Source organism: Paraburkholderia nodosa DSM 21604 (assembly GCF_000519185.1).
Classification (GTDB): Bacteria; Pseudomonadota; Gammaproteobacteria; order Burkholderiales; family Burkholderiaceae; genus Paraburkholderia; species Paraburkholderia nodosa.
Map to the genome: position 1 here is coordinate 1 of NZ_JAFA01000027.1, position 24,436 is coordinate 24,436.

The following is a 24,436-nucleotide window of genomic DNA, read 5'->3' on the forward strand; positions in this document are numbered from 1 at the left end:
CCGCTGCAGTTCGCGACCGACGAATTCGTGCGCCACGGCGTGACGGCGGAGTCGCTCGCGGGTCTGAAGCCCGCGTTCAACAAGGAAGGCACGGTGACGGCGGCGAACGCGTCGGGCCTCAACGACGGCGCNGCCGCGGTCGTGGTGATGTCGGCGAAGAAGGCCGANGCGCTGGGCCTNACGCCGCTCGCGCGCATCAAGGCGTACGCCAGCGGCGGCGTNGATCCGAAGGTGATGGGCATGGGTCCGGTGCCGGCTTCGAAGCGTGCGCTGGAGCGCGCGGGCTGGTCGGCGAACGACCTCGATCTCATGGAGATCAACGAGGCATTCGCGGCGCAGGCGCTGGCCGTGAACAAGCAGATGGGCTGGGACACGTCGAAGATCAACGTGAACGGCGGGGCGATTGCGATCGGACACCCGATCGGCGCGTCGGGCTGCCGGATTCTCGTGACGCTGCTGCACGAAATGCAGCGCCGCGATGCGAAGCGCGGTCTGGCCTCGCTGTGCATCGGCGGCGGCATGGGCGTGGCGCTCGCGCTCGAGCGCGCTTGATGTCACTGCCGGAGCGGACCGCTCCGGCGCTTGTGACCCGCGGGGCGACCAATAACCGCAAGCGGCGCAGCCGGAAAACGATAATGGAGTGTGGTTTATGTCAGAGCGTATTGCGTATGTAACAGGCGGGATGGGCGGCATCGGAACGGGCATTTGCCAGCGCCTCGCCAAGCAGGGTTTTACGGTGGTCGCCGGCTGTGGCCCGCATTCGCCGCGCCGCGTGAAGTGGCTGGAAGATCAGAAGGCGCTCGGTTTCGACTTCGTGGCCTCGGAAGGCAACGTGGGCGACTGGGATTCGACGCGCCAGGCGTTCGACAAGGTCAAGGCCGAGGTCGGTGAAATCGACGTGCTCGTGAACAACGCCGGCATTACGCGCGACGTCGTCTTCCGCAAGATGACGCGCGAAGACTGGACGGCCGTGATCGACACCAATCTCACGAGCCTCTTCAACGTCACGAAGCAGGTGATCGACGGCATGGTCGAGCGTGGCTGGGGCCGCATCATCAATATCTCGTCGGTGAACGGCCAGAAGGGCCAGTTCGGGCAGACCAACTATTCCACGGCCAAGGCCGGCATTCACGGCTTTACGATGGCGCTGGCCCAGGAAGTGGCGACCAAGGGCGTGACGGTCAATACCGTCTCGCCGGGCTATATCGGCACGGATATGGTGAAGTCCATCCGTCCCGACGTGCTGGAAAAGATCGTCGCGACGATTCCCGTGCGCCGTCTCGGCGCGCCCGAGGAAATCGCGTCGATCGTGGCGTGGCTCGCGTCCGACGAGTCAGGCTTTGCAACCGGTGCTGACTTCTCGCTGAATGGCGGGTTGCACATGGGCTGATCCTGAGCGCCGCGCGCCTGCAGGGGACGCGCGAAGCTGGGATCGAGGACGGCAGCGGGCCTGTTTGCTCACCGGGGCAGGCACGCTTGACGGGCTAGGCGAACGCGCGACGGCAGCGGCTGCCGCGCGTTGGCGCTAACAAGGGCGACACATGACGACTACAAAGAAAACCGCCGAACGTCTCATCAAGAAATATCCGAATCGTCGGCTGTACGACACGGAGACGAGCACGTACATCACGTTGACCGACGTGAAGCAACTCGTGCTGGAGCAGGAGGAGTTCAAGGTCATCGACGCGAAGACCAACGAGGATCTGACGCGCAGCATCCTGCTGCAGATCATTCTCGAAGAGGAAAGCGGCGGTCTGCCGATGTTCTCGTCGTCGATGCTGTCGCAGATCATCCGTTTCTATGGGCATGCGATGCAGGGCATGATGGGCACTTACCTGGAAAAGAACATCCAGGCGTTCATCGACATCCAGAACAAGCTCGCGGACCAGTCGAAGAGCCTCTACGAAGGCAACGCGATGAATCCCGAGGTCTGGTCGCAGTTCATGAACATGCAGGCGCCGATGATGCAGGGCATGATGACGAGCTACATTGAGCAGTCGAAGAACATGTTCGTGCAGATGCAGGAGCAGATGCAGAACCAGGCGAAGAACATGTTCAGCAGCTTCCCGTTCAAGCCCGTGCCGCCGGGCGGCGCAGCGGCGCCGGCGCAGGGCGCGCCCGAGGGCGGCGAGGAAGAGAAGAAGTAAGCGGCGCGGCGCACACGGCGGGTGGCGCGCGCTGGCAAGTCGCGGCGCGCTCTCGCATCTCCGGCGCGCCGTGGCGGCGCGTTGCCGCGCGAGCGCCACGCTTTGTGAGGCAGCGGGCGATGCCGCCGCCTTCATTTACCCTCAGGCGCTTTGCAGGTCGCGCAAGGCTTCAGGGTGCGCCACGGCCACCCGCAAAAGGGATTGTGCGGCGCCGGTCGGCTGGCGCCGGCCTTGCTCCCAGTCCTGCAGCGTGCGTGTGGAAACGCCAAGTAGTGCCGCGAACGCGCTCTGCGAAAGGCCGGCGCTCGCACGCGCGAGCGCGGCGGTGGTGGGCTTGCGGCCGGTGACGCGCAACGCGCCGCTCGAGGCGCCCCGGCGCACTTTCAACCCACGCACCGAGTCCAGTAGTTCAGCCTGAATCGGGTCCATTTTCTCGTTCATGTTTTCGCTCTCTCCGCACAACCGGTTCATGTTGCGTTTGACCGCGCGCCGGGCGCACGCGGCGAAAATTATCCGGATGCGCAGTTCGCAGGCGAGCGATAGCTGAACAAAGTTTGATTCTGTCCATATTCCATCCGACCCTGACGCCATGAGGCGCGCACTCACCATGCTGCGCCGCACGATACGCCAAACGGGTAAAATGGCAGATTGGCTTGACCCTCGCGCGGCGCTACCTCGCCCTGCGCCCCATATCCGGACGTACACGTGAAAAACCCTGTTGAATCAACGACCCCCCGCAATCCTGCTCCGCGCGTCGGGATGGTTTCCCTTGGCTGCCCGAAGGCGCTTGTCGACTCCGAGCAGATCATTACCCAGTTGCGTGCCGAGGGTTACGAAATCTCGGGGTCTTACGACGGTGCGGATCTCGTGGTCGTCAACACGTGCGGCTTCATCGACGAAGCGGTGCAGGAGAGTCTCGACGCCATCGGCGAAGCGCTTTCCGAGAACGGCAAGGTGATCGTCACCGGCTGTCTCGGCAAGAAGGCGAGCGCGAGCGGCTCGAACCTGATCGAGGAAGTGCATCCGAAGGTGCTCGCCGTGACGGGCCCGCACGCCGTGGGCGAGGTCATGCAAGCCGTGCACAGCCACCTGCCCAAGCCGCACGATCCATTCGTCGACCTCGTGCCGGCTGCGGGCATCAAGCTCACGCCGCGCCACTACGCGTACCTGAAGATCTCCGAAGGCTGCAATCACCGCTGCACGTTCTGCATCATTCCGTCGATGCGCGGCGACCTCGTGTCGCGCCCGGTCGCGGAGGTCATGCTCGAAGCGGAGAACCTCTTCAAGTCCGGCGTGAAGGAGTTGCTCGTCATTTCGCAGGACACGAGCGCTTACGGCGTGGACGTGAAGTACCGCACCGGCTTCTGGAACGGCAAGCCAATCAAGACGCGCATGACCGATCTCGTCGGCGCGCTGGGCGAGCTGGCCGCGCAATATGGCGCCTGGGTGCGGCTGCACTACGTCTACCCGTACCCGAGCGTGGACGAAGTCATTCCGATGATGGCCGAAGGACCGTTCAAGGGCCACGTGCTGCCGTATCTCGATGTGCCGTTCCAGCACGCGCATCCTGAAGTGCTCAAGCGCATGAAGCGTCCCGCGAACGCGGAGAAGGTCATGGAGCGCGTGAAGGCCTGGCGCGAAATGTGTCCCGATCTCACGATCCGCAGCACGTTCATTGCCGGCTTCCCCGGCGAGACCGAAGAGCAGTTCGAAACGCTGCTCGACTTCATCCGCGAGGCCGAACTCGACCGCGTGGGCTGCTTCGCCTATTCGCCGGTCGAAGGCGCAACGGCGAACGAACTGGACGGCGCGCTGCCCGACGAAGTGCGCGAGGAACGCCGCGCGCGCTTCATGGAAGTGGCGGAGCAGGTCTCGGCCAAACGTATCCAGCGCAAGGTGGGCAAGACCCTCAAGGTGTTGATCGACGAGATCAACGTCGATGGCGGCATTGGCCGCACCGCGGCGGATGCACCCGAGATCGACGGCGTGGTGTATGTCGCGCCGGCGACCAAGGCGTCGAAGCGTTACAAGGTCGGCGATTTCGTTTCGGTGAAGATCACTGGCGCGGATGGCCACGATCTCTGGGGCGAGGTCTGACCGGCATGACGAGCGTCGCCCGGCAAGTCCTCGCTTATGGCGAGGCCATGGTCGAGTTCAACCAGGCGTCGAAAGACCGTCCCGAGTACTTGCAGGGCTTTGGCGGCGACACGTCGAACTTCGCCATCGCGGCGGCTCGCCAGGGCGCACGCACGGGCTTCGTCTCGGCCGTCGGCGACGATCATTTCGGACGCCTCCTGACCGACCTGTGGACGCGCGAAGGCGTCGATACCTCGACGGTGCGGGTGGACGCCACGGCGCCCACGGGCGTCTACTTCGTCTCGCATGGCCCGGGCGGCCATGCCTTCGACTATCTGCGCAAGGGCTCGGCCGCGAGCCGTTACACGCCGCGCGATCTGCCGCTCGACATCATCGCGGCTGCGCGCGTGCTGCATCTTTCCGGCATCAGCGTGGCGATCAGCGACAGCGCCTGCGACGCGGCACTCGCCGCCATCGAGCATGCGCGCGCCAACGGCGTGCGCGTGAGCTTCGACACCAACCTGCGCCTAAAGCTGTGGCCGCTCGGGCGAGCCCGCGCCGTGATGAACGAAGTGCTGCGCCTGACCGATATCTGCCTGCCCAGCTGGGACGACGTGGCGGTGCTCACAGGACTCGACGACCGTGACGCGATCCTCGATTACCTGCTCGCGCGCGGTGCCCGCGTGGTCGCGTTGAAGCTGGGCAAGGACGGCGCCTATGTGGCGACGCCCGACGAGCGGCGCGTCGTGCCGGGCCACGTGGTCGCGGCGGTGGACGCCACGGGCGCGGGCGACTGCTTCGGCGGCGCATTCGTCGCGCGGCTCGCAGCCGGCGACGATCCGTTCGCGGCTGCGCGCTATGCGAACGCGGCCGCCGCGCTCTCGACGCTGGGTTTTGGCGCGGTTGCGCCGATCCCGTATCGCGAGGACGTCGAGCGCTTGCTTGCCGGGCAGCCCGCAAGCGAAGCGCATCAATAACAAGATTCATCCATTCAGGAAGACGAGGAGCAAGACCATGGAACGCGAAGTAGTGGTGGCAAGCGGTGTGCGCACGGCAATCGGCGACTTCGGCGGCGGCCTCAAGGACTTCTCGCCGACGGATCTCGGAGCACGCGTGGTGCGCGAAGTGCTCTCGCGCGCGAACGTGGAAGGCGACGCGGTGGGTCACGTGGTGTTCGGCAACGTCGTGCACACGGAGCCCAAGGACATGTATCTTGCGCGCGTGGCCGCCATCAACGGCGGCGTTGCCCAGCACGCGCCGGCATTGACCGTGAACCGCCTGTGCGGCTCGGGCCTGCAGGCGATCGTTTCTGCGGCGCAAACCATTCTGCTCGGCGACGCCGACATCGCGATCGGCGGCGGCGCGGAAAACATGAGCCGCGCGCCGTATTCGATGCCGGCCGCGCGTTTCGGCCAGCGCATGGGCGACACGCAACTCGTCGACATGATGATCGGTGCGCTGCACGACCCGTTCCAGACGATCCACATGGGCGTGACGGCGGAAAACGTCGCGAAGAAGTTCGGCATCACGCGCGAGGCGCAGGACGCGCTCGCGCTCGAATCCCATCGCCGCGCCGAGCGTGCGATCGCCGAAGGCCGCTTCAAGGATCAGATCCTACCCATCTCAATCAAGTCGAAGAAGGGCGAAGTGCTGTTCGATGCCGACGAGCACGTGCGCCACGGCGCCACGCTGGAGGACTTCTCCAAACTCAAGCCGGTGTTCGCGAAGGAAAACGGCACGGTCACGGCGGGCAACGCGTCGGGCATCAACGACGCCGCTGCCGCCGTACTGCTGATGAGCGCGGACGCTGCCCGCGCGCGCGGCGTGAAGCCGCTCGCGCGCCTCGTCTCGTACGCGCATGCGGGCGTCGATCCGGCGTACATGGGCATCGGCCCCGTGCCGGCCACGCAGAAGGCGCTCCAGCGCGCCGGTCTCAAGGTCAGCGACCTCGACGTGATAGAAGCCAACGAAGCCTTCGCGGCGCAGGCCTGCGCGGTGTCGCAGGAGCTCGGGTTCGACCCGGCCAGGGTCAATCCGAACGGCTCGGGCATCTCGCTCGGCCACCCGATCGGCGCGACCGGCGCGCTCATCACCGTGAAGGCGCTGTATGAACTGCAGCGTATCGGCGGCCGCTACGCGCTCGTGACGATGTGCATCGGCGGCGGCCAGGGCATTGCGGCCATCTTCGAACGGATTTGACGCCGACTCGTGACGCGCGGCTTTGCGCAAGGCCGCTGTGCAAGTGAAGGAAGGATGCAGATGGAAGTATTGACGCAAGCACAGCGGCCGCCGCGCGCGGCCGCCCGACGGGGCAGCGCCATCCGGGCGCGCGGCTGGATCGTGGCCGCGGCTGCGGCGGCCATGGTCCTCACGCTGCCGCTCGCGGCGCGCGCGCAGGACGCAAGCGCGCCGCCGCCGGTCAAATCCACGCTCAAGCCGAACCCCGAGTTCGCGAAGCTGCCGCAATACGTCGGCACGCTCGGCCAGCGCCAGATCGTCATGCGCCTTGGCGCCAAGGCCGGCGACGACGACCCGACCGGCGTGCATGGCGAATACCAGTTCACGGACACCGGCGAGGTGATCCTGATCGCCGGCGACCACGCGGATGCCACGCTCGAAGCCGAGGACTCGAACGACGGCACGCATATCACCGGCAACTGGGTGGGCACGTTCGCCGAGGACGGCTCGCTTTCGGGCGACCGCATGGACCCGGACGATTCCCATCCCGTGCCATTCGATCTGAAGCCGCTCGCCGCGGGGTCCGCGGCTCCGGCCGTGTCGACCGGTGCGGCGAGCGCGCCCGCGTCGACGCCGAACGGCGCGCATGCCGTGAACGGCGTGAGCAATCTCGTCATCGGGCAATAAGCGCCGCTGCGGGTGTTACTCTTCGGTATGCGGCGTTGCACGCGCCATTGCGCAAGCCGCGCGCCGCAACGTCATCGCGCCTCAACCGAATTCGCCTTCCGACATGACCAAATCCGACTCCCGCCGCGCATTGCAGACGCGCATCGTTCACCCGCAAGACGACCTCACGCCCGGCTTCGAGTCGTTTGCCGCCCCTGTCACGCGGGCGTCGACCGTGGTGTTTCCCGACCTCGCTTCGGTTCGCGCGCTCGACTGGCGCAACGACGCGCAATGGCGCTACGGCCTGCACGCCACGCCCACCTCGGCCATGCTGCAAAAGCGCATCGCCGAGATCGAAGGCGGCGAGCATGCGCTGCTGCAACCCTCGGGCCTCTCGGCCATCTCGAACGTCTACTTCGGACTGCTGAAGTCGGGCGACGATGTACTGATCCCCGATAACGTCTATTCGCCGAACCGCGACCATGGCGACTGGCTCGCGCGAGATTTCGGCCTCACGGTGCGCTATTACGAACCGATGATCGGTGCGGGCATCGCCGAGCTGATCCAGCCGAACACGAAGCTGATCTGGCTGGAAGCGCCCGGCTCGGTGACGATGGAAGTGCCCGACGTGCGCGCGATCACGACGGCGGCGCGCGCGCGCAACGTCGTGACGGCCATCGACAATACGTGGTCGGCGGGCCTCGCCTTCAAGCCGTTCGAGCACGGCATCGACATCTCGGTGCAGGCGCTCACCAAGTATCAGTCGGGCGGCAGCGACGTGCTGATGGGCGCGACCATCACGGCGGACCGCGATCTCTATCTCAAGCTCAAGGCCGCGCGCATGCGGCTTGGTATTGGCGTCTCGGTCGACGACTGCTCGCTCGTGCTGCGCGCACTGCCGAGCATGAAGGCGCGCTTCGAGGCGCACGATCGCACCGCGCTCGCACTCGCAGGCTGGCTCAAGACGCGTCCCGAAATCGCGGCGATGCTGCACCCGGCGTTCGAAGAATGCCCGGGCCACGAGTTCTACAAGCGCGACTTCACGGGCGCGGGCGGTCTCTTTTCCGTGGTGTTCGACGAGCGCTACAGTGCGGCGCAGATCGACACGTTCTGCGAGTCGCTCGAACTCTTCGCATTGGGCTGGAGCTGGGGCGGGGCGCATAGTCTCGCGATGCCGTACGACGTCGGTTCGATGCGCACGGCTGCGAGCTGGCCGCATCGCGGCACGCTGGTGCGTTTCTACATCGGTCTCGAAGAAGAAGCCGATCTGCGCGCCGATATCGAGCGCTCGCTCGCGAGGCTCGCGGAAAAAACAAGCACGCCTGAATAATCCGCACAAAGCCACAACGGCCGCTCGCGTCCACAAGGACACGAGCGGCCGTTGGCGTATCTGACCGCTGCGAACGAAACCCGAATCAGAAAAGACGCAGCAACCCGTCGAGCCCGACGAAGTTGAACGCGACGCTCGCGGCCTCCCGCACCACCGGCTTCGCGCGGAACGCCACCGACAAACCGGCCACGCCCATCATCTTGAGGTCGTTCGAGCCGTCGCCCATTGCGATTGCGCGGCGCGGATCGATGCCGATTTCGGCACAGGTTTCGGCGAGCGTACGCGCCTTCACGTCGGCGTTGACGATCTCGCCCGTCACGCGGCCCGTGAGCTTGCCGTCGACGATTTCGAGCGTGTTCGCGCGCGTGTAGTCGAGCCCGAGGCGCGCTTTCAGGCGCTCGGTGAAGAACGTGAAGCCGCCGGAAACCAGCAGCGTCTTCAGCCCGGCGGCCTTCGCGCCCGCGAGCATCTGTTCGGCACCCGGCGAGAGCTGCAGGCGTTCCTCGTACACACGCTCCAGCGCGCTCGCGTCGAGCCCCTCGAGCAGCGCCACGCGGCGCGTGAGGCTCTCGTTGAAGTCCTTGATCTCGCCGCGCATCGAGGCTTCGGTAATCGCCGCGACCTCGGCCTTCAGACCGCAGAAGTCGGCGATTTCGTCGATGCATTCGATCGTGATGAGCGTCGAGTCCATGTCCATCGCCAGGAGGCCGAAATCGGCCAGCGCGCGGCCGGCGTCGACGAACGCATAGTCGAGCTGATGCGTGCCGCAGTAGACCTCGAGGTCGGCGCGCTGGGCCGGCTCGGCGTTCTCGATGCGCAGCGCGTGGGCATCGATCGGCGCGACGCGGCTGCCGCGGGCGAGGCCGAGGAGCGGCTTGTGATGGACGGTGTCGAGCGGGGCGGGACTCTGGATGACGAGGTTCATGGCAGGACAGGCGAATCCGACGCACGGCGTCGTCGGATTGATCGGATGAAAAAGGGCGCAGTCGCGCGTGTGCGTGCAAGACCCCGCAGTGCTCCTGCAGTGCGCGGCAAAGCCCGTCATTGTAACGTCCCGCCGACCGCTGCGGTCGCACACGCCGCCCGTCGCGTTTGCGCGCCTCGCGGATACTTCCCCGTTTTTGGCGTGCGTTTGCGAACACCTTGCAGCGACGAAAGCGCCCATTCGAGGCACAATGAAAGCTCGTGCGGCGATCCAACGGGGGCGGCCGCCGCGCGCCGTCAACCGAACGTGTCGCGACTCGCGTCGCGCGACGCGTCATGTGCGCCAAGGCGCCAGGGGAACCGGTATGCAGGACGCCCGCAAGGCCCCAGCCACGACATCTGCCCGAACGCCGCGCGGCGAGCGGGCCCCGACATCGGACGCCGCCGCACCGGCCACGCCTGCCGCGTCCGTGCACCGCTTGCCTCGTAGCGCACGGCGCCGGCGTGATGACTCCGCCGACAGCGAAATCGACGGCATACGCATCACGAGCGCAAGGCGCGTCATCGACGCGGACAGCGGCACGCACAAGCTCGAGCTCGTGCGCTACTACGAGCGCGCCGCGCGCTGGATCCTGCCGCATCTGCGCGATCGCCCCGTGTCGCTCGTGCGCGCACCGCGCGGCCTGAGCGGCGAGATGTTCTTCCAGCGCCACCGCGCTCGCGCGCCGCTGCCCGAACTCACCGAACACGAAGGGCTCGACCCGGGCCATCCGCCGCTGCTCACGATCGATACGGCGAGAGCGCTGGTGAGCGCCGCGCAGATGGACGTCATCGAGCTGCACACGTGGAACGCCCATGTCCACGACATCGAGCGGCCCGATCGGGTCGTGTTCGACCTCGACCCCGATCCGGCGCTGGGCTGGGACCGCATGATCGAGGCGGCGCAGTCCACGCGCGCCTTGCTTGCGGAACTGAGGCTCGAATCGTTCTGCAAGACGAGCGGCGGCAAGGGGCTGCATATCGTCGTGCCGCTCACGCCGGAGGCGGGCTGGGATGACGCGAAGGCGTTCGCTCGTGCGGTTGCGCAGCATCTGGCCTCGGTTTGGCCCACGCAGATCACGGCCACGATGGGCCCCGAACACCGCAAGAAGAAGATCTTCGTCGACTACCTGCGCAATGCGCGCGGTGCGAGCACGGCGCTCGCGTATGGCGTGCGGGCGCGGCCGGGCATGGGCGTGTCCGTGCCGATCGGCTGGGACGAACTGGAGGCGACGACGGGCGGTGCGCAATGGACGCTTGCGACGATCGACGCGCGCCTCGCGCAGATCGAGCAAGCCGATCCCTGGGCGGCCTATGGGCGCGTGCGCCAGACGTTGACGGCGGAGCTGACGCTGGGTCTCGAAACCGCCGGCAAGTAGCGGCGCGAGGTGAGGGTTTGCGCGTGCCGTGTATGCACGACGAGTCGGCCACGCAGACGCCGCCCGGCGCCGACGGTGCGCTGCCGGACGACAAGCAAATTGCTGGCGATGACAAGCAGGATAAAACCTGGTCCGTGCGATGCATGTGCTCGGCGCAAGGCAGCGCGCAGCGCGCTAGACTGCTAGCAGACCATCCGCCGCACGGGAGCGGAGCGTCGTACCTGGCGTTTCGCGGCTCGCCGCGTTCGTTGCGTACGCCGCTTTTCGCTCGCGGGCGCGGCCGTTCCCGCCAGGAGGTGACGCATGCCTTGCCGCAGCTCCCGCCATACTCGCCGCCGCCCCGCGGCGCTCGTCCAGTTTGTCCTCGCCGCTGCCTGCGCGATCGCGCTGCCGGCATTCGCGGCCACGCCGATCACGGTCACCTCGAAGGCCGCGACCGACGGGCCGATCCGCTACACCGTGCGGGTCGCGTCGAAGGCGTTCGGCGACGCCCAGGAGACCCGCACCCTGCGCTCGGGCGACACCGACGACTTCACCTGGCGCACCACGCCGCCGGGCGGTGCGGTCGCGACGCCGCAAGGCTGCCCGGACTACGCCTCGTTGCCGCTCGACGCGAACGGCGCGATGGTCCGGCAGACCCAGGTGCGTCTGGCGCCTATCGTCGCGAGCAACGGCACGGCCACCGTGCAGGTGAGCTTCCGCGCCCAGGCGCCGCACGGCACGCAGACGGTGTCGAACAACGGCGCTTCGCTCACGTGCCCCGCCGTGGTCGCGCATAGCGAGGTCGCGCATCTCACGATGCCCACCAATGGCACCGCGAAGACGCTCAAGCTCAGCGACGGCACGCAAATCTCGATCTCGGCGCAGCGCTAGGACGCGGCTCGAGCGGGAGGGCCGGCGAGACGCCCCGGGCGCGCCGGCCGCGCACGCCGCCCAGGCTTTAAGCGCGTGTCTTGCGCTCGATGAGCCGCGCAACGAGAAAGCGATGCTGCGGCGAGAACAGGCGCCGGTACGCGAGCAGCACTGCGCCCACCGTGCCCAGCGCCGACGAAGCCGCGATCAGGAACATGATCACGATCTGATAGCGCACGGCCTGTAGCGGCGATTGCCCCGCGAGCACCTGGCCCGTCATCATGCCGGGCAGGCTCACCACGCCGACCACGGCCATCTGGTTGAGCGTCGGAATCATGCCGGCGCGCACGGCTTCGCGGGCGCTCGCCTGCGCGGCTTCCCAGCGCGTTGCGCCCAGCGCGAGCGCGCTCTCCACACGGTCGCGCCGCGCGGTCAGCTCCTGCATCATGCGCTCCACGCCGAGCGACACCCCCGTCAGCGTGTTGCCGAGAATCATGCCGAGGATCGGAATCGCATACTGCGGCTCGTACCACGGCCGGATGCGGATCACCACGAAGAGCCCGACTGCCGCCACGAGCCACGCGCTCACCCAGATCGACACGATGCTGTCCGCGCGCTGCCCGCCATAGGTGCGCGCGCCGCGCTGCGCCCCTGCAAAGCCGGCGATCAGCGTCATGAGTACCATGAGCGGCAGCACGACGTACCAGCGGTTGAACGCGAACACCCAGCCGAGCACGTAACCGATCGCGAGCAGCTGCACGACGGTGCGCACGGCGGCCCACGCCAGCTTGCGCTCGAGGTCGAGCTTGAGCAGCACGGAGACCGCGCCGTTGACGAACACGAGCAGCGCCGCAATGGCGACGTCGCCGATGCCGAGGTTCTGCAGCACGCCGGGGCTCATTGCGCGGCTCCCTGGGTGAACGCCGCGCGCGTGGCGGGTTCTTCGAGCACACCCGCGCGCATCGTCAGATGCCGCGCGCCCACGCGCTGTGCTTGGGCGGGATCGTGCGAGACCCAGACCGTGGCGCGCGCCGTGCGCGCCTCATCGAACCAGCCGGCCACGAGCGCTTCGACGGCGCGCGCCGATTCGGGGTCGAGAGACGCGGTCGGCTCGTCGAGCAGGAGCGCTTCGGGATCGAGCTGGAGCACGCGCACGAGCGCCACGATCTGCGCTTCGCCGCCCGAAAGCTCGGCGGTGTCGCGCGCGAGGAAGTCGCTGGAACGGCCGGTGGCGGCGAAAAGCGCGCTGGCGCGCGCTGGGTCGAATCGCACGTCGCGATATACCGCTAGCGTATAGGGGTAGCGCAGATTGTCCTCGACGCTGCCGTCGAGCAGCGCAGGCCGCTGCCGCAGGTACGCAATATGCCGCCGATAGTGGACAATGCGCCCGCGCGTCACCGCTTCGCCGTGCCAGCGCACGTCGCCGCCATCGAGCGGGTCGAGCAGCGCGAGCGCGCGCAGGAACACGCTCTTGCCGGAGCCGGACGGTCCCGTCAGCACGGCGCGCTCGCCCGCCTGCAGGGCGAAATCGGTGGGTTGCAGCAGCCACTGGCCGCGTTGCGCGTCGCGCCGGGCGACCTGGTGCGCCTCGACGAGCGGCACGCCAGTGGCGTGGGGTGGGGGAAGTGGGATGTGCTTGAGCATCGAAAGATTGCAAACAGGGCCGGCATACAGGTCGTGCGAGGCAGTCGTGCAGATGTAACCGGGCACGCTGACTGCTCTTGCGGTATTGCAACATAGCAGGCCATACAACAACGCATAACGTGGAGTACGCATGACGTCACCGCAGCCCAAGCCCTTCCGCCTCGGCCGCACGCTCGCCAGGATCATCGCATGGCTCGTCGCGGTTGTCGTCGTGTTGATTGCCGTGCTCGTCGTCTTCATCCTGGCGTTCGACTGGAACCACGCCAAACCCTACGTGAACGAGAAGGTCACCGAGGCCATCGGGCGGCCGTTCGCGATCGAAGGCGATCTCAAGGTGGGCTGGCAGCGGCCGCCCGGCGAAACGGGCTGGCGCGCGTGGGTGCCCTGGCCACGTTTTTCCGCTACGCAGATCGAGATCGCCAATCCCGACTGGACGAAGTCCCCGCACTTCGCCACGCTCGACGAGATCGACTTCGAGGTGGCCGTGCTGCCGCTGCTCGCGCACGACATCGTGATTCCGGCGATCAATCTCGTGAATCCGTCGATCGACGTCGAGCGTCTCATCGACGGGCGCAACAACTGGACCTTCAAGCTGCCCGCCTCGAGCGGACCGTCGACGTGGCGGCTCGATCTGCACGACATCACGTTCTCGAGCGGCAATATTGCCGTGAGCGACCAGCAGTCGAAAACCGACGTGAAGATCGAGGTGAGCCTGCTCGGGCACGGCATCCCGATCGGCAAGGTGATGGAGGAGCAGGAAGCGGCGTCGCGCCAGGGCTCCGCGCAGGTCATCGGGCGTGCGGGTGCGAACCGGCTGACGCAGCAGGTCAACAAGGAGCAGGCTTCGGAGGCGGCGGCCGCCAGCGCGGCTAGCGGTGCGGCTAGCGGCGCGGCGGCTTCGGGCGTGCCGGCTGCCGCGAGTGTTGCCGGCACAACCACGGGCACGTCGAGCGCAACAAGCGCGCCCGCAGCCGGCTCGCAGACACTCGCCGCGAGCGGCGCCAGCAGCGCCGTTGTCGGCTCGGGCGCGGCGCCCGCGCAGCCGCCCGTGAAACAGCCGTTCTACGCGATCGGCTGGACGATCAAGGGCGCCTATGGCAAGACGGCGCTCTCGGGCGACGGCAAGCTCGGCGGCGTGCTCGCCCTGCAGGACGAGAAGCGCCCGTTCCCGATCCAGGCCGACGTGCGCGTGGGCGACATGCACATCGCGCTGGTCGGCACGGTCACCGACCCCATGCATCTGGCCGCCGTCGATCTGCGCCTGTGGCTGCAGGGGGAAAGCCTGGCGCATCTCTACAACCTCACCGGTGTGACGTTGCCCGAAACGCCGCCGTATGCCACCGATGGCCGCTTCGTCGGCAATTTCAAACGCGGCGCGAGCGTGTTCCGCTATGAGAACTTCACGGGCCGCGTCGGCGGCAGCGATCTGAACGGTACGGTGGTCTACGAGCAACGCACGCCACGGCCGCTCCTGAGCGGCGAGCTGGTCTCGAACCTGCTGCAGTTCTCGGACCTTGCGCCGATCATCGGCGCCGACAGCCGTGCGAGCAAGGAAAAGCGCGGCGACACCGTGACCCAACCGGCCGATCGCGTGATTCCGGTCGAGCAGTTCCGCACCGACCGCTGGAACGCCATCGACGCCGACGTCAAGTTCACGGGGCGGCGCATCATCAAGCAGGGCAGCCTGCCGGTGCAGGACCTCTACACGCACGTCATGATGACGAACGGCGTGCTCGTGCTCGACCCGCTGCAGTTCGGCGTGGCAGGCGGCACGCTCGGCACGCGGCTGAGCCTGGACGGCAGCGGCGCGCCGCTCAAGGCGCGCGGCACGCTGGAGGCGCGCCACCTGAAGCTCAAGCAGCTATTCCCGAACTTCAAGACGATGCAGTCGGCGCTCGGCGAGATCAACGGCGACGCATCGCTCACGGCGACCGGCAACTCGCCGGCGGCGCTCGCTGCGACCTCGAACGGCGAGGTGAAGCTGCTCGTCACGCAGGGCACGATCAGTAGGCTGCTCATGGAGGCGGCGGGCCTGAACGTGGCGAACGTGGTCTACGAAAAGCTGTTCGGCTCGCGCGACGTGAAAATCAATTGCGCCGCGGCCGACTTCGTCGCCACCAACGGCGTGCTCGATCCGCGCGTGTTCGCGCTCGACACCGACGACGCCGTGATCGACATCGACGGCCCGATCGATCTGCGCGACGAGTCGATGAACATGAGGGTCCATCCGCATACCAAGGGCTTCCGCATTTTCACGCTGCGCTCGCCGCTCTACGTGAAGGGCACCTTCAAGAACCCGCATGTGGGCGTGGATGCGACGGCGCTTGCGCTGCGCGGCGGCGCCATGATCGGGCTCGGGCTGATCAACCCGTTCGCCGCGCTGATTCCGCTCATCGCGCCGAGCAACAACAAGCCGCTGCCGTGCGACACGCTGTTCGCGCAGATGCATCAGCATCCCGTGGCGCCGCCGCCGGGCCAGAAAATGCATGCGCTGCCAAAGGCCGACCTCGGAAGCGCAGGCACGGGCGCGAGCGCGGCTGCGGCGACTGACAAGGCCGGCAAGGGCGATAAGGGTGACAAGGGCGCGAAAGCGGGCCCGGCGACGCGCAGCGCGCCGTCGCCGGCCTCGGCGGGCAAGCCGACGCAAGGGCAGGAGCCGCTCTACAAGGGAAGCTGATACGGGAAGCGGACGCGAAAAACACTGCGCCGGGTCAATCGACCCGGCGCAGTGCCGTAGTGAACTTCGTTGGAAGCGCGACCTAGCGCAACGAACGCGGCGCCGTGTCGCCGGCGGCGTCCTGGCGGCGCGTCACGCGCCGGGTGGTCATGGTCGGACGCGCCGCGCCGAACTCGGGCAGGACCCGGCCGCGCGCGCGGCTCGCGAACACAAGGAAGCCGAAGCCGTCCGCCTCGTACCAGTAGCCGCCGTTCTCGAGGCCTTCGATCGGCTGTTCGAGCGCGTGAGCGATCGATTCGATGCAGCGCTTGCGCAACTCACTCGTGCCCGGATAGGGCGGCTGCGCACCGCGCACGCTACACAGGAGCACGTCGAGCCCCGGCAGGATATGCGCATAGAGCACGGGCTCGTCCTGCGCGCGCGCACGCGCGATCTTGGTATCAAGCTGGCCGAACGGTTTGAAGTGGCTCAGCACGGCGAGAAATGACTCATCGCCGTCTGCCTTGACGCGTTTGCGCTTTTTCGGGAAGGACATAAAAATTCGCCTGAAAAAGGTGGATTGCAGTACACGCAGCGTTCCCATGCGACCACTCCCGGACTGGTGCGCCGCACGTCGATCCTTTATAGCACACGGATTTGCTGTCTTCATGAGGATCGAGATGGGGACGGTCCGCTTAAACGGCGCGCGGACCGCCTGTAGCGATCCGGCCTGCGCGGCCCGGCTTGCTGCCCCTGTTTCAAAACCCTCATCGCGTTCGCAAACGCCATGCCGGATCGCACGTCGCGCTCATGTAGATATCCCGGCGCTCTCTCGCTTGTCTCCGTCTCAATAATAGACCTGTGTGTGCGCTCGGTGTGGCGAATTGCCGCAAAAAAGCGGGTTTTCCACGACGCGAGGTGTGTGGTGTCACATACATTGTCATCCTGAAAAATCGCGCAGATAATGTTGCGGTTCTGGTGCCCGCGGTTGCCCGAGGCGCCCCCAGCTGGCTGGTTTTGCCAGGGCGGACGCGGCGCGAGAGCTTGCAAAACGCATTGCAAAACGCATGGCGAAAAGCACGGCGCGCCGCCCAGACCCGCCACCGAACCAGACCGACATGAAACTCTTCGCCAAGGGGCTCTTGCTGATCGCGATTCCGAGCGTCGTCGAACTGGCGCTGCTCGGCGTCGTGTTCGACGCGCAGGGAAAGGCCGCGCTCGCGGCCAAACGCGCCGAGAACACGCAGCAAATCCTTTGGCAGGCCAACAGTCTCGTCGACCCGTTGCTGCGCGAAGCCGCGCGCGTGCGCACCGGCATCGTGCTCGAAGACCCTTCCTTCATCGATCGCCACGCCGTCTGGACCGAGTTCTCCGACCGCATCACGCTGCTTGCGCGCATGGTCGCCGACAATCCGCCCCAGCTCACGCGCGTCGAGCGCATGCGCGACGCCGCCTATGCATGGCGCAAGGAAGCGGGTGATATTGCCGATGCGCTGCGCACGGGACATAGCGCGCCGTTTGCGCGCGTGGCGGGCAACGGCATGCCGCCGGAGATCGAGACGGTGCGCGAGGTGCTGGGTGAGTTCATCGCCGAGGAGACGCGGCTCGACGAGGCCCGCGCGGCGATGCTGCGCGAGACGCGCGAGCGCCAGCAGGACGCGCTGATTTTCGCCGTGGTGGGCTCGATGCTGATCTGGGCGTTTACGGCCATGGCGTTTGCGCGCAACGTGGGCGTGCGACTCGCCGCGCTCGGCGCGAACGCCGAGCGTCTGGGCGATGGGGCGCCGCTCGCGCCGCCGCTCTCGGGCGACGATGAAATCGCGGCGCTCGATGCGGTGCTGCATCAGACGAGCGCGCGGCTGCGCGTGGCCGAGCGCGAACAGACCGCGCTGAAGGCGCAGCTCCAGGCGCGCGCCGCGGATCTCGCGAGCGCCAACGAGCATTTGCGCCAGGAGAGTCAGGACAACGAGATGTTCATCTACAGCGTGTCGCACGATTTGCGCTCGCCGCTCGTGAACCTGCAGGGTTTTTCGAAGGAACTGCAGGTATCGTGCGACGACTTGCGCACGCAGGTCGACGCGGCGGGGCTGCCCGAACACGAATATCGCGCGATGGCCGAAGTGCTCGACGGCGATGTCGACGAATCGCTGAAATTCCTGCGTCAGGCGGTGGCGCGCGCGGCGGCCATCATCGAGGCGCTGCTGCGCATCTCGCGCGCCGGACGCCTCGAATACCGCTGGCAGCGCGTCAACGTCGCGCGGCTCGTCGAGCGCGTGCTCGGTGGCCTCGACGAGGAACGCACGAAGGCCGCGCGCATCGAAGTGGGCGAGTTGCCGCCCGCGTGGGGCGATCCGGCCGCGCTCGAGCAGATCTTCGGCAACCTCATCGAGAACGCGCTGCACCATCTCGATCCCACGCGGCCGGGCCGGGTCGAGATCGGCGCGCTGGAGGCCGGCGCGCAATCCGCCGGCGAACCCGGTAAAAGCGCGGGAAAAGACCCCGGAAAATCAGCGGCCGGAGAGCCTGGCGAACGTACGCGGACTTATTTTGTGCGCGACAATGGCGTTGGGATCGCGCAGGCGTATCTGCCGAAGCTGTTCCGCGCCTTTCAGCGGCTGCACGGCGGCGAATCGCCCGGGCAGGGCACCGGCCTCGCGCTCGCCAAGCGGATTGCGGAGCGGCATGGCGGGCGCGTCTGGGTCGAATCGACCGAGGGCACGGGCTCGACGTTCTTCGTCGCGCTGCCGGACCAGCCGTTGCGTACCACATAGCGGGTATTCTGGCGCGCTGCGCGGCAAGCTTTCAATAAGCCTTAAAAAGTTCATGCAGGACGTAGGAGAGTCGAGATGACGAACGGGGAACAGGTCAGCATCGTTCTGATCGAAGACGACGACGGGCATGCCACGCTGGTCGAGCGTAACCTGCGCCGTTCGGGGATCTCGAACGGCTTTCTGCGCTTTCGCGACGGCCAGGAGGCGCTCGATTATTTTTTCGGCACGCCGGGCGATAACCCGGCTGCGGCCGCGCACTGGCCTTCGCGCGACTCGCTCGGTAATTTTGTCGTGCTGCTCGACCTGCGCATGCCGCGCGTGGACGGCTTCGAGGTGCTGCGGCGCCTGAAAGCGGAGCCCGCCACGGCGTCGGTGCCGGTGATCGTGCTCACGACCACCGACGACCCTCGCGAAATCGAACGCTGCTATGAGCTCGGCTGCAACGTGTACATCACGAAACCGGTCGAATATGACGCGTTCATCGAGGCCGTTCGCCGGCTCGGCTTCTTTCTCCAGGTCGTCAAGCTGCCGCCGGGACATCGCTTCGTCCAGGCGCGGCCGGCCGGCGCCCAATAACGCATCACGCATGCATCACGCATTGGCAATCGAATGGAAGAACGGCGGCAAACCGGACCCGTGCCCGAAGGGATGCTTCGCGCATGACTGAGGAACCCACGATGCTGGACGGCGCACGCGTACTTGTCGTCGACGACGACGAAGGCATCCTGCGCCTCGCCCGCAAATCGCTTCTGCGCGCCGGTGCGCGCGTGGACACCTGCACGGGTGTCGGGGAGGCGCGCGCGCTGCTCGCCGTGCAGACGCCCGATGTGCTCGTGCTCGACTATCAGCTTGACGGCGCGGAAACGGGCCTCGACTTCTTCCGTCGCCTGCGTGCCGACGACGTGCGCGTGCCGGCCATCCTCGTGACCGGCTTCACCGACGAATCCCGCGTGATCGCCGCGTTGCGCGCGGGCGTCTCGGACGTGGTGCCGAAATCGGGCGACTATCTCGACTACCTGCCTGAAGCCGTCGCGCGCGTGCTCTCGCAGGTGGCGCTGCAGCGCGCCTCCGACGAAGCGCTGCTCCTGCGCGACCGCGAAGAGCACTACCGCACGCTCTCCGAAGCCTTGCCGCACCTCGTGCTCACCTGCGGCGCGGACGGCAATTGCGACTTCGTCTCGAAGCAGTGGCTCGAGTACACGGGTCTCGACGCGGGCCAGTCGCACGGTCTCGCATGGCTCGACGCCGTGCATGCCGACGATCGCGAGGAGATTCGCCACACCTGGCTCAAGGCCGTGAACAGCGGTGCCGCCGACTATCGCCACGAGTTGCGGATTCGCCGCCACGATGGCGTCTACCGATGGTTCGATGTCCGAATCGTTCCGATGCGCGACCCGCGCGGCGGCGTGAACAAATGGTTCGGCAGTTGCACCGACATCGACGCACAGCGCGAAGCAACCCAGGAGCGCGAGCGCCTGCTCGCCTCGGAGCAGGCCGCGCGGCAGATCGCTGAAGAAGCCAATCGCGCGAAAGACCGCTTCCTCGCCATGCTCTCGCACGAGCTGCGCACGCCGCTCACGCCGGTGCTCGCGGGCACGCGTCTGCTGGAGCAGATCCCGGGCCTGCCCGATGCGGCGCGCGCGGGCGTGCTGATGATCCGCCGCAATATCGAGCTCGAGGCGCGTCTGATCGACGACCTGCTCGATCTCACGCGCGTGGCCAATGGCAAACTGAGTCTTGCGCTCGAGACGGTCGACGTGCACGACGTGATCGAGGCCGTGCTCGAGCTGTTCCACAGCGAAATCCAGATCAAGCAGCAGGATGTGCACGTCGATCTGCGCGCGCAGCAGCATTACGTGCGCGGCGACCGCGCGCGCCTGCAGCAGATGCTCTGGAATCTCGTGCGCAACGCCGCGAAGTTCACGCCCGACGGCGGCCACATTTACGTGCGCACGCGCGACGAGCGCATGCAGGTGGAAATCGAGGTCGAGGATACGGGCATCGGCATTGCACCCGAGCAGATCGGCAAGCTCTTTCATGCCTTCGAGCAGGGCAGCCACAATCTCACGCGCCAGTTCGGCGGGCTCGGATTAGGCCTTGCCGTGACGCGGGCGCTGACCGAGGCGCACGGCGGCAACGTGAGCGCGAAGAGCCCCGGCGCGCATTGTGGCGCGACCTTCACGATCGTGCTGCCGACCGCGGCGCGGGCTGAGGGGGCGGCAGCGACCGCCGAACTGCGCGGGCCGCACCGGGTGGGCGCGCTGAACATCCTGCTGATCGAGGATCACGAGGACACCGCCGAGGTCATGTCGCAGTTGATGCGCGCGGGCGGCCACGAGGTGGCGGTGGCGGGCAGCGTAACCGGCGCGCTCGCGCTCACGGCCAGCATGGCCTTCGACCTCGTGGTGAGCGACATCGGTCTGCCGGATGGCTCGGGCATCGACTTCATCCGGGCGTTTCGTGCGCAATCAACGGCGCCGGCCGTCGCGCTCACCGGCTTCGGCACCGACGACGACGTGCGCCGCAGCGTCGAAGCGGGCTTTACCGCGCACCTCACGAAACCCGTCAACTTCGAGCAGCTCGAACGGCTGATCGAAGAGGCCGCAGCCGCGCGCAGCGCGGCGGCCGAGCCCGATTCCGCCGCGCCTCGTCCCTGACGCTGCCTGGATCCGGGCACAAAAAAGCCCGCGCGGCCTTGCGGCGGCGTGGGCTTTTGTCTGGGCGCTCGTGCGGCTCAGCGCGGATTGTTCTGCAACGAATCGCGGATCTCGCGCAGCAGCAGCACGTCTTCGGGCGTGGGCGGCGGCTCGGCGGCCGCAGCCACTTGCGGCTGGCGCAGCTTGTTGATGAACTTCACCATCAAAAAGATGATGAACGCGAGAATGACGAAGTTGATCACCGCGGTAATGAACGAGCCATAGCCGAACACGGCCACGCCCGCGGTCTGCAGATCCTTGTACGACTCGGGGTTGCCCTTATAGCTGGCCGGAATGTGGCCGAGCCGCACGAACATGTTCGAGAAGTCGAGGCCGCCCGTGATCACGCCGATGACCGGCATGATGAGATCTTTCACAATCGAGTTGACAATGCTCGAGAACGCGCCGCCGATGATCACACCGACGGCGAGATCCATCACGTTGCCTTTGACGGCGAATTCCTTGAACTCCTGGACGATGCTCATGAGCGGGCTCTCCCTGAATGGCGCAGCACGGGGCTGGGGTCAATACGGCGTATTGGCGCAATCATAGCGAACGCATCCGTATCGCGGTAGCAATTTGACATTCCCTGACGTTTTGCCGTGGGCCGGCGACGAAGTCCCGGCGAACGCACGCGGCGTGCCTACCGCGCGTGCGCCGCGCTAGTGCGCAAGCGAGATCTGCTGGTGGAACGTCGCCGGGTCGGTGTTGGTGCCACACAGCAGCACGCCTACGCGTTTGCCTTGCAGCGTGTCGCGCAGCGGCCCGAGCAGCCCCGCCGTGGCGGTGGCGCAAGCGGGCTCGACGGCGAGCTTGAGCTGCTCGAAGAGCACGCGCATTGCGCTGCGCAAGGCGTCGTCGGTGACCGTGACGACGCGCTCGAGATGACGGCGGCACAGCGTATAGCTGTATTGCTCCGCATGCGGCGCCATGAGCGAGTCGGCGATCGAGTGCATGTGGGTCAGGCGCACCGTGTGGTTCGCGGCGAAGCTGCGGCTCATCACGTCCGAGCCCTCGGGCTCGACGCCATACACGCGCACTCGCGGATTGGCGAGGCGCAGCGCGGTGGCGACGCCCGCAGCGAGCCCGCCGCCGCCGATGGGCACGACGACCGCGTCGAGATCGGGCGCCTGGGTGGCCCATTCGTAGCCGAGCGTGGCCGTGCCGAGCACCGTGCGATAGCCATTGAAGGGATGCACGAAATAGCGCCCCTCGTCGGTCTCGATACGGCGCACGATCTCGAATGCCTCGCTGCTGTTGCCCGCTACGACAATTTCCGCGCCAAAGCGCTTGCACTGTGCGACGCGTGCCGCGCTCGCGGTGCGAAAGAGCACGACCTTCGCGCTGATGCCGAGGCGCATCGCCGCATACGCTACCGCAATCGCGTGATTGCCGCCCGAAACGCACGTGACGCCGACGCTGCGTTGCGCGGCGTCGAGGGCGAGCAGATGCGTGAACGCGCCGCGCACCTTGAAGCTGCCGCTCGACTGCAGCAGCTCGAACTTGAAGTTCACGAGCGTCGCTTCGAGCGTGGACAGATCGTGGCGATCGAACACCGGCGTGCGCAGTACCCACGGCGCGAGCGCGAAATGCTGCGAGGCGATCTCGTCGAGCGTAGGGATCGCCTCACCGTCGATCGTGTGGCTGGTGGGCAGCGGCGCGGCGGTGGACATGATGGTGCGCGTCCGGCGTGGTTACTGTGCCAGGGCTTCGACGGACATGCCGTGCACGAGCTTGCGCAGGAAACCTTCGCAGGCCGCGAGCTGTTCGAGCGAGACGTATTCGTTCGGCTTGTGCGCCTGCTGGATGTCGCCGGGGCCGCACACCACGCTCGGAATGCCCGCGCGTGCGAACAGGCCCGCCTCGGTGCCATAAGCCACCTTGCGGCGCGCCTGATCGGCGGTGAGCGCGCGCACGAGTTGCGTGATCGCGGCCTGCTCGGTGGCGTCGAGGCCGGGGGCTGCGGCGATCTTCGTGAACTCGATCGCGCCCACCGCGTGCTCGCGCTGCATCTTCGGCACGAGCGTTTCGCGCGCGTACTGCTCGACGCGCGCGAAGATCGTGTCGGGGTCGAGCGTCGGGAGATTGCGGAACTCGAACGCGAAGCGGCACTCGGCCGGTACCGTGTTGATGGCGTTGCCGCCTTCGATCGTGCTCGTCTGCGCGGTCGTGAACGGCACGTCGTAAAGCTCGTCGAACGGACCGTTCGCGCGGAACTCGTCGGCCATGTCACGGATGTAGCAGATGAGGCGCGCCGCGTACTCGATCGCGTTCAGGCCACGCGGCGTGAGCGACGAATGAGCGGCCTGACCGCGCACGCAGCACTGGTACGCGTTGATGCCCTTGTGCGCGACGATGGGGTGCATGCTCGTGGGCTCGCCCACGATGCAGCCTTCAGGCTTCACGCCGTGCTTCACGAGTTCCTCGATCATGAGCGGCGCGCCTACGCAGCCCACTTCCTCGTCGAACGAGAGCGCGAGGTGCAAGGGCTTGGCGAGTTTCGTCTGCTGGATCTCGGGCAGCAGCGTGAGTGCCGCGCCGATGAAACCCTTCATGTCGCAGGTGCCGCGGCCATATAGGAGCCCGTCGCGAATCTCCGGCTTGAACGGGTCGCTGTCCCATTTCTGGCCGTCCACGGGCACCACGTCGGTGTGGCCCGAGAGCACGATGCCGCCGTTCGTCTCGCCGTCGTGCGCGGGGATCGTGGCGAACAGGTTGGCCCATTTGCCGTCGCGGCCATAGGTGAGCGTCGACTCGATGCCGCGTGCGCGCAGATCGTCGCGCACGGTCTCGATCAGGCCGAGATTCGGATGGCGGCTGACCGTATCCATGGAAACCAGGCGGGTGACCCAGGGGAGCGAGGCGGGAAGGGCGGCGGAAGGCGTGGACGACTGCGCTGTTTCAGCGGCGAGGGACATGTTGGACTCCAGCTTGCTTGTATTCTTCATCTTACCCAAAAAGAATGGGGCAAGCCAAAGCTGCGGGCAGTGCGGCGTCCCACGCGGCAGGCGACCGCGCTGGGCATGGCGCACTGCAGCAAGACGTGAAAACGCCCGCGCTAAAGGCAATCCGCGCGGG

At 67.0% G+C, this 24,436-nt stretch carries 22 protein-coding genes; 14 read left to right on the forward strand and 8 right to left on the reverse strand.

The window, feature by feature from the left end; genetic code table 11:
* The 3 genes from A3CW_RS0130505 to phaR all read left to right on the forward strand — a co-directional run.
* The coding region (locus A3CW_RS0130505; protein ID WP_028206946.1) for an acetyl-CoA C-acyltransferase at nt 1–552 on the forward strand (552 nt) is incomplete at its 5' end.
* 97 nt (nt 553–649) lie between these two features.
* Nucleotides 650–1,390, forward strand: a complete 741-nt coding sequence (locus A3CW_RS0130510) for a 3-ketoacyl-ACP reductase (RefSeq protein WP_028206947.1) — start codon at nt 650–652, stop codon at nt 1,388–1,390.
* A 151-nt stretch (nt 1,391–1,541) separates the two neighbouring features.
* Complete coding sequence (gene phaR / locus A3CW_RS48065) at nt 1,542–2,147, forward strand: polyhydroxyalkanoate synthesis repressor PhaR (protein ID WP_035514475.1); 606 nt, start codon at nt 1,542–1,544, stop codon at nt 2,145–2,147.
* Nucleotides 2,148–2,288: 141 nt separating this feature from the next.
* Here the strand turns inward: phaR and A3CW_RS0130520 are convergent, their stop codons facing one another.
* Nucleotides 2,289–2,588: a helix-turn-helix domain-containing protein gene (locus A3CW_RS0130520; protein ID WP_028206948.1), complete on the reverse strand. Its 300-nt coding sequence runs from the start codon at nt 2,586–2,588 to the stop codon at nt 2,289–2,291.
* A gap of 318 nt (nt 2,589–2,906) precedes the next feature.
* Here A3CW_RS0130520 and rimO point away from each other — a divergent pair, with 318 nt between their 5' ends.
* The 5 genes from rimO to A3CW_RS0130545 all read left to right on the forward strand — a co-directional run bounded on the left by rimO (nt 2,907) and on the right by A3CW_RS0130545 (nt 8,397).
* A complete protein-coding gene (rimO, locus tag A3CW_RS0130525; RefSeq protein WP_051481817.1) occupies nt 2,907–4,244 on the forward strand; it encodes a 30S ribosomal protein S12 methylthiotransferase RimO in 1,338 nt (445 codons plus the stop codon).
* Nucleotides 4,245–4,249: 5 nt separating this feature from the next.
* Nucleotides 4,250–5,200 (forward strand): sugar kinase, encoded by a 951-nt coding sequence (locus A3CW_RS0130530; RefSeq protein WP_028206950.1) that lies wholly within the window; start codon nt 4,250–4,252, stop codon nt 5,198–5,200.
* Between the two features lie 37 nt (nt 5,201–5,237).
* Nucleotides 5,238–6,422 (forward strand): beta-ketothiolase BktB, encoded by a 1,185-nt coding sequence (bktB, locus tag A3CW_RS0130535; protein WP_028206951.1) that lies wholly within the window; start codon nt 5,238–5,240, stop codon nt 6,420–6,422.
* Between the two features lie 60 nt (nt 6,423–6,482).
* Nucleotides 6,483–7,088, forward strand: a complete 606-nt coding sequence (locus tag A3CW_RS0130540) for a hypothetical protein (RefSeq protein WP_051481818.1) — start codon at nt 6,483–6,485, stop codon at nt 7,086–7,088.
* Nucleotides 7,089–7,191: 103 nt separating this feature from the next.
* A complete protein-coding gene (locus A3CW_RS0130545) occupies nt 7,192–8,397 on the forward strand; it encodes a cystathionine beta-lyase (protein ID WP_028206953.1) in 1,206 nt (401 codons plus the stop codon).
* Between the two features lie 85 nt (nt 8,398–8,482).
* On the opposite strand, the gene serB is transcribed toward A3CW_RS0130545, so the two are convergent.
* Complete coding sequence (gene serB, locus A3CW_RS0130550; RefSeq protein ID WP_028206954.1) at nt 8,483–9,322, reverse strand: phosphoserine phosphatase SerB; 840 nt, start codon at nt 9,320–9,322, stop codon at nt 8,483–8,485.
* A 364-nt stretch (nt 9,323–9,686) separates the two neighbouring features.
* On the opposite strand from serB, the gene ligD reads away from it, so the two are divergent.
* Complete coding sequence (gene ligD, locus A3CW_RS48070; RefSeq protein ID WP_051481819.1) at nt 9,687–10,739, forward strand: non-homologous end-joining DNA ligase; 1,053 nt, start codon at nt 9,687–9,689, stop codon at nt 10,737–10,739.
* 303 nt (nt 10,740–11,042) lie between these two features.
* Nucleotides 11,043–11,612 carry a DUF6013 family protein gene (locus A3CW_RS0130560; RefSeq protein WP_028206955.1) on the forward strand — a complete coding sequence of 190 codons (570 nt, stop codon included), beginning with the start codon at nt 11,043–11,045 and terminating at the stop codon, nt 11,610–11,612.
* A 67-nt stretch (nt 11,613–11,679) separates the two neighbouring features.
* Here A3CW_RS0130560 and A3CW_RS0130565 read toward each other — a convergent pair whose 3' ends face one another.
* Complete coding sequence (locus tag A3CW_RS0130565) at nt 11,680–12,492, reverse strand: ABC transporter permease (RefSeq protein WP_028206956.1); 813 nt, start codon at nt 12,490–12,492, stop codon at nt 11,680–11,682.
* Complete coding sequence (locus A3CW_RS0130570; RefSeq protein ID WP_051481820.1) at nt 12,489–13,235, reverse strand: ABC transporter ATP-binding protein; 747 nt, start codon at nt 13,233–13,235, stop codon at nt 12,489–12,491. The genes A3CW_RS0130565 and A3CW_RS0130570 overlap by 4 nt, the downstream gene beginning before the upstream one ends.
* A gap of 130 nt (nt 13,236–13,365) precedes the next feature.
* On the opposite strand from A3CW_RS0130570, the gene A3CW_RS48075 reads away from it, so the two are divergent.
* Nucleotides 13,366–15,912 (forward strand): AsmA family protein, encoded by a 2,547-nt coding sequence (locus tag A3CW_RS48075; RefSeq protein ID WP_051481821.1) that lies wholly within the window; start codon nt 13,366–13,368, stop codon nt 15,910–15,912.
* A gap of 82 nt (nt 15,913–15,994) precedes the next feature.
* Here the strand turns inward: A3CW_RS48075 and A3CW_RS0130580 are convergent, their stop codons facing one another.
* Nucleotides 15,995–16,495: a hypothetical protein gene (locus A3CW_RS0130580; RefSeq protein WP_028206958.1), complete on the reverse strand. Its 501-nt coding sequence runs from the start codon at nt 16,493–16,495 to the stop codon at nt 15,995–15,997.
* Nucleotides 16,496–17,009: 514 nt separating this feature from the next.
* Here A3CW_RS0130580 and A3CW_RS0130585 point away from each other — a divergent pair.
* The 3 genes from A3CW_RS0130585 to A3CW_RS0130595 all read left to right on the forward strand — a co-directional run bounded on the left by A3CW_RS0130585 (nt 17,010) and on the right by A3CW_RS0130595 (nt 21,319).
* A complete protein-coding gene (locus tag A3CW_RS0130585) occupies nt 17,010–18,662 on the forward strand; it encodes a sensor histidine kinase (RefSeq protein WP_028206959.1) in 1,653 nt (550 codons plus the stop codon).
* A gap of 75 nt (nt 18,663–18,737) precedes the next feature.
* Nucleotides 18,738–19,238 (forward strand): response regulator, encoded by a 501-nt coding sequence (locus tag A3CW_RS0130590; RefSeq protein WP_028206960.1) that lies wholly within the window; start codon nt 18,738–18,740, stop codon nt 19,236–19,238.
* Nucleotides 19,239–19,321: 83 nt separating this feature from the next.
* The gene (locus tag A3CW_RS0130595) at nt 19,322–21,319 is read left to right on the forward strand and encodes a hybrid sensor histidine kinase/response regulator (protein WP_028206961.1); all 1,998 of its coding nucleotides are present in this window, start codon (nt 19,322–19,324) and stop codon (nt 21,317–21,319) included.
* Nucleotides 21,320–21,396: 77 nt separating this feature from the next.
* Here A3CW_RS0130595 and mscL read toward each other — a convergent pair whose 3' ends face one another.
* From mscL to argE, 3 genes are all read right to left on the reverse strand, one after another.
* The gene (gene mscL, locus A3CW_RS0130600) at nt 21,397–21,843 is read right to left on the reverse strand and encodes a large conductance mechanosensitive channel protein MscL (RefSeq protein ID WP_028206962.1); all 447 of its coding nucleotides are present in this window, start codon (nt 21,841–21,843) and stop codon (nt 21,397–21,399) included.
* Nucleotides 21,844–22,020: 177 nt separating this feature from the next.
* Nucleotides 22,021–23,031 (reverse strand): threonine/serine dehydratase, encoded by a 1,011-nt coding sequence (locus A3CW_RS0130605; protein WP_028206963.1) that lies wholly within the window; start codon nt 23,029–23,031, stop codon nt 22,021–22,023.
* Nucleotides 23,032–23,052: 21 nt separating this feature from the next.
* Nucleotides 23,053–24,276, reverse strand: a complete 1,224-nt coding sequence (gene argE, locus A3CW_RS0130610; protein WP_028206964.1) for an acetylornithine deacetylase — start codon at nt 24,274–24,276, stop codon at nt 23,053–23,055.
* Nucleotides 24,277–24,436 lie beyond the last annotated feature (160 nt).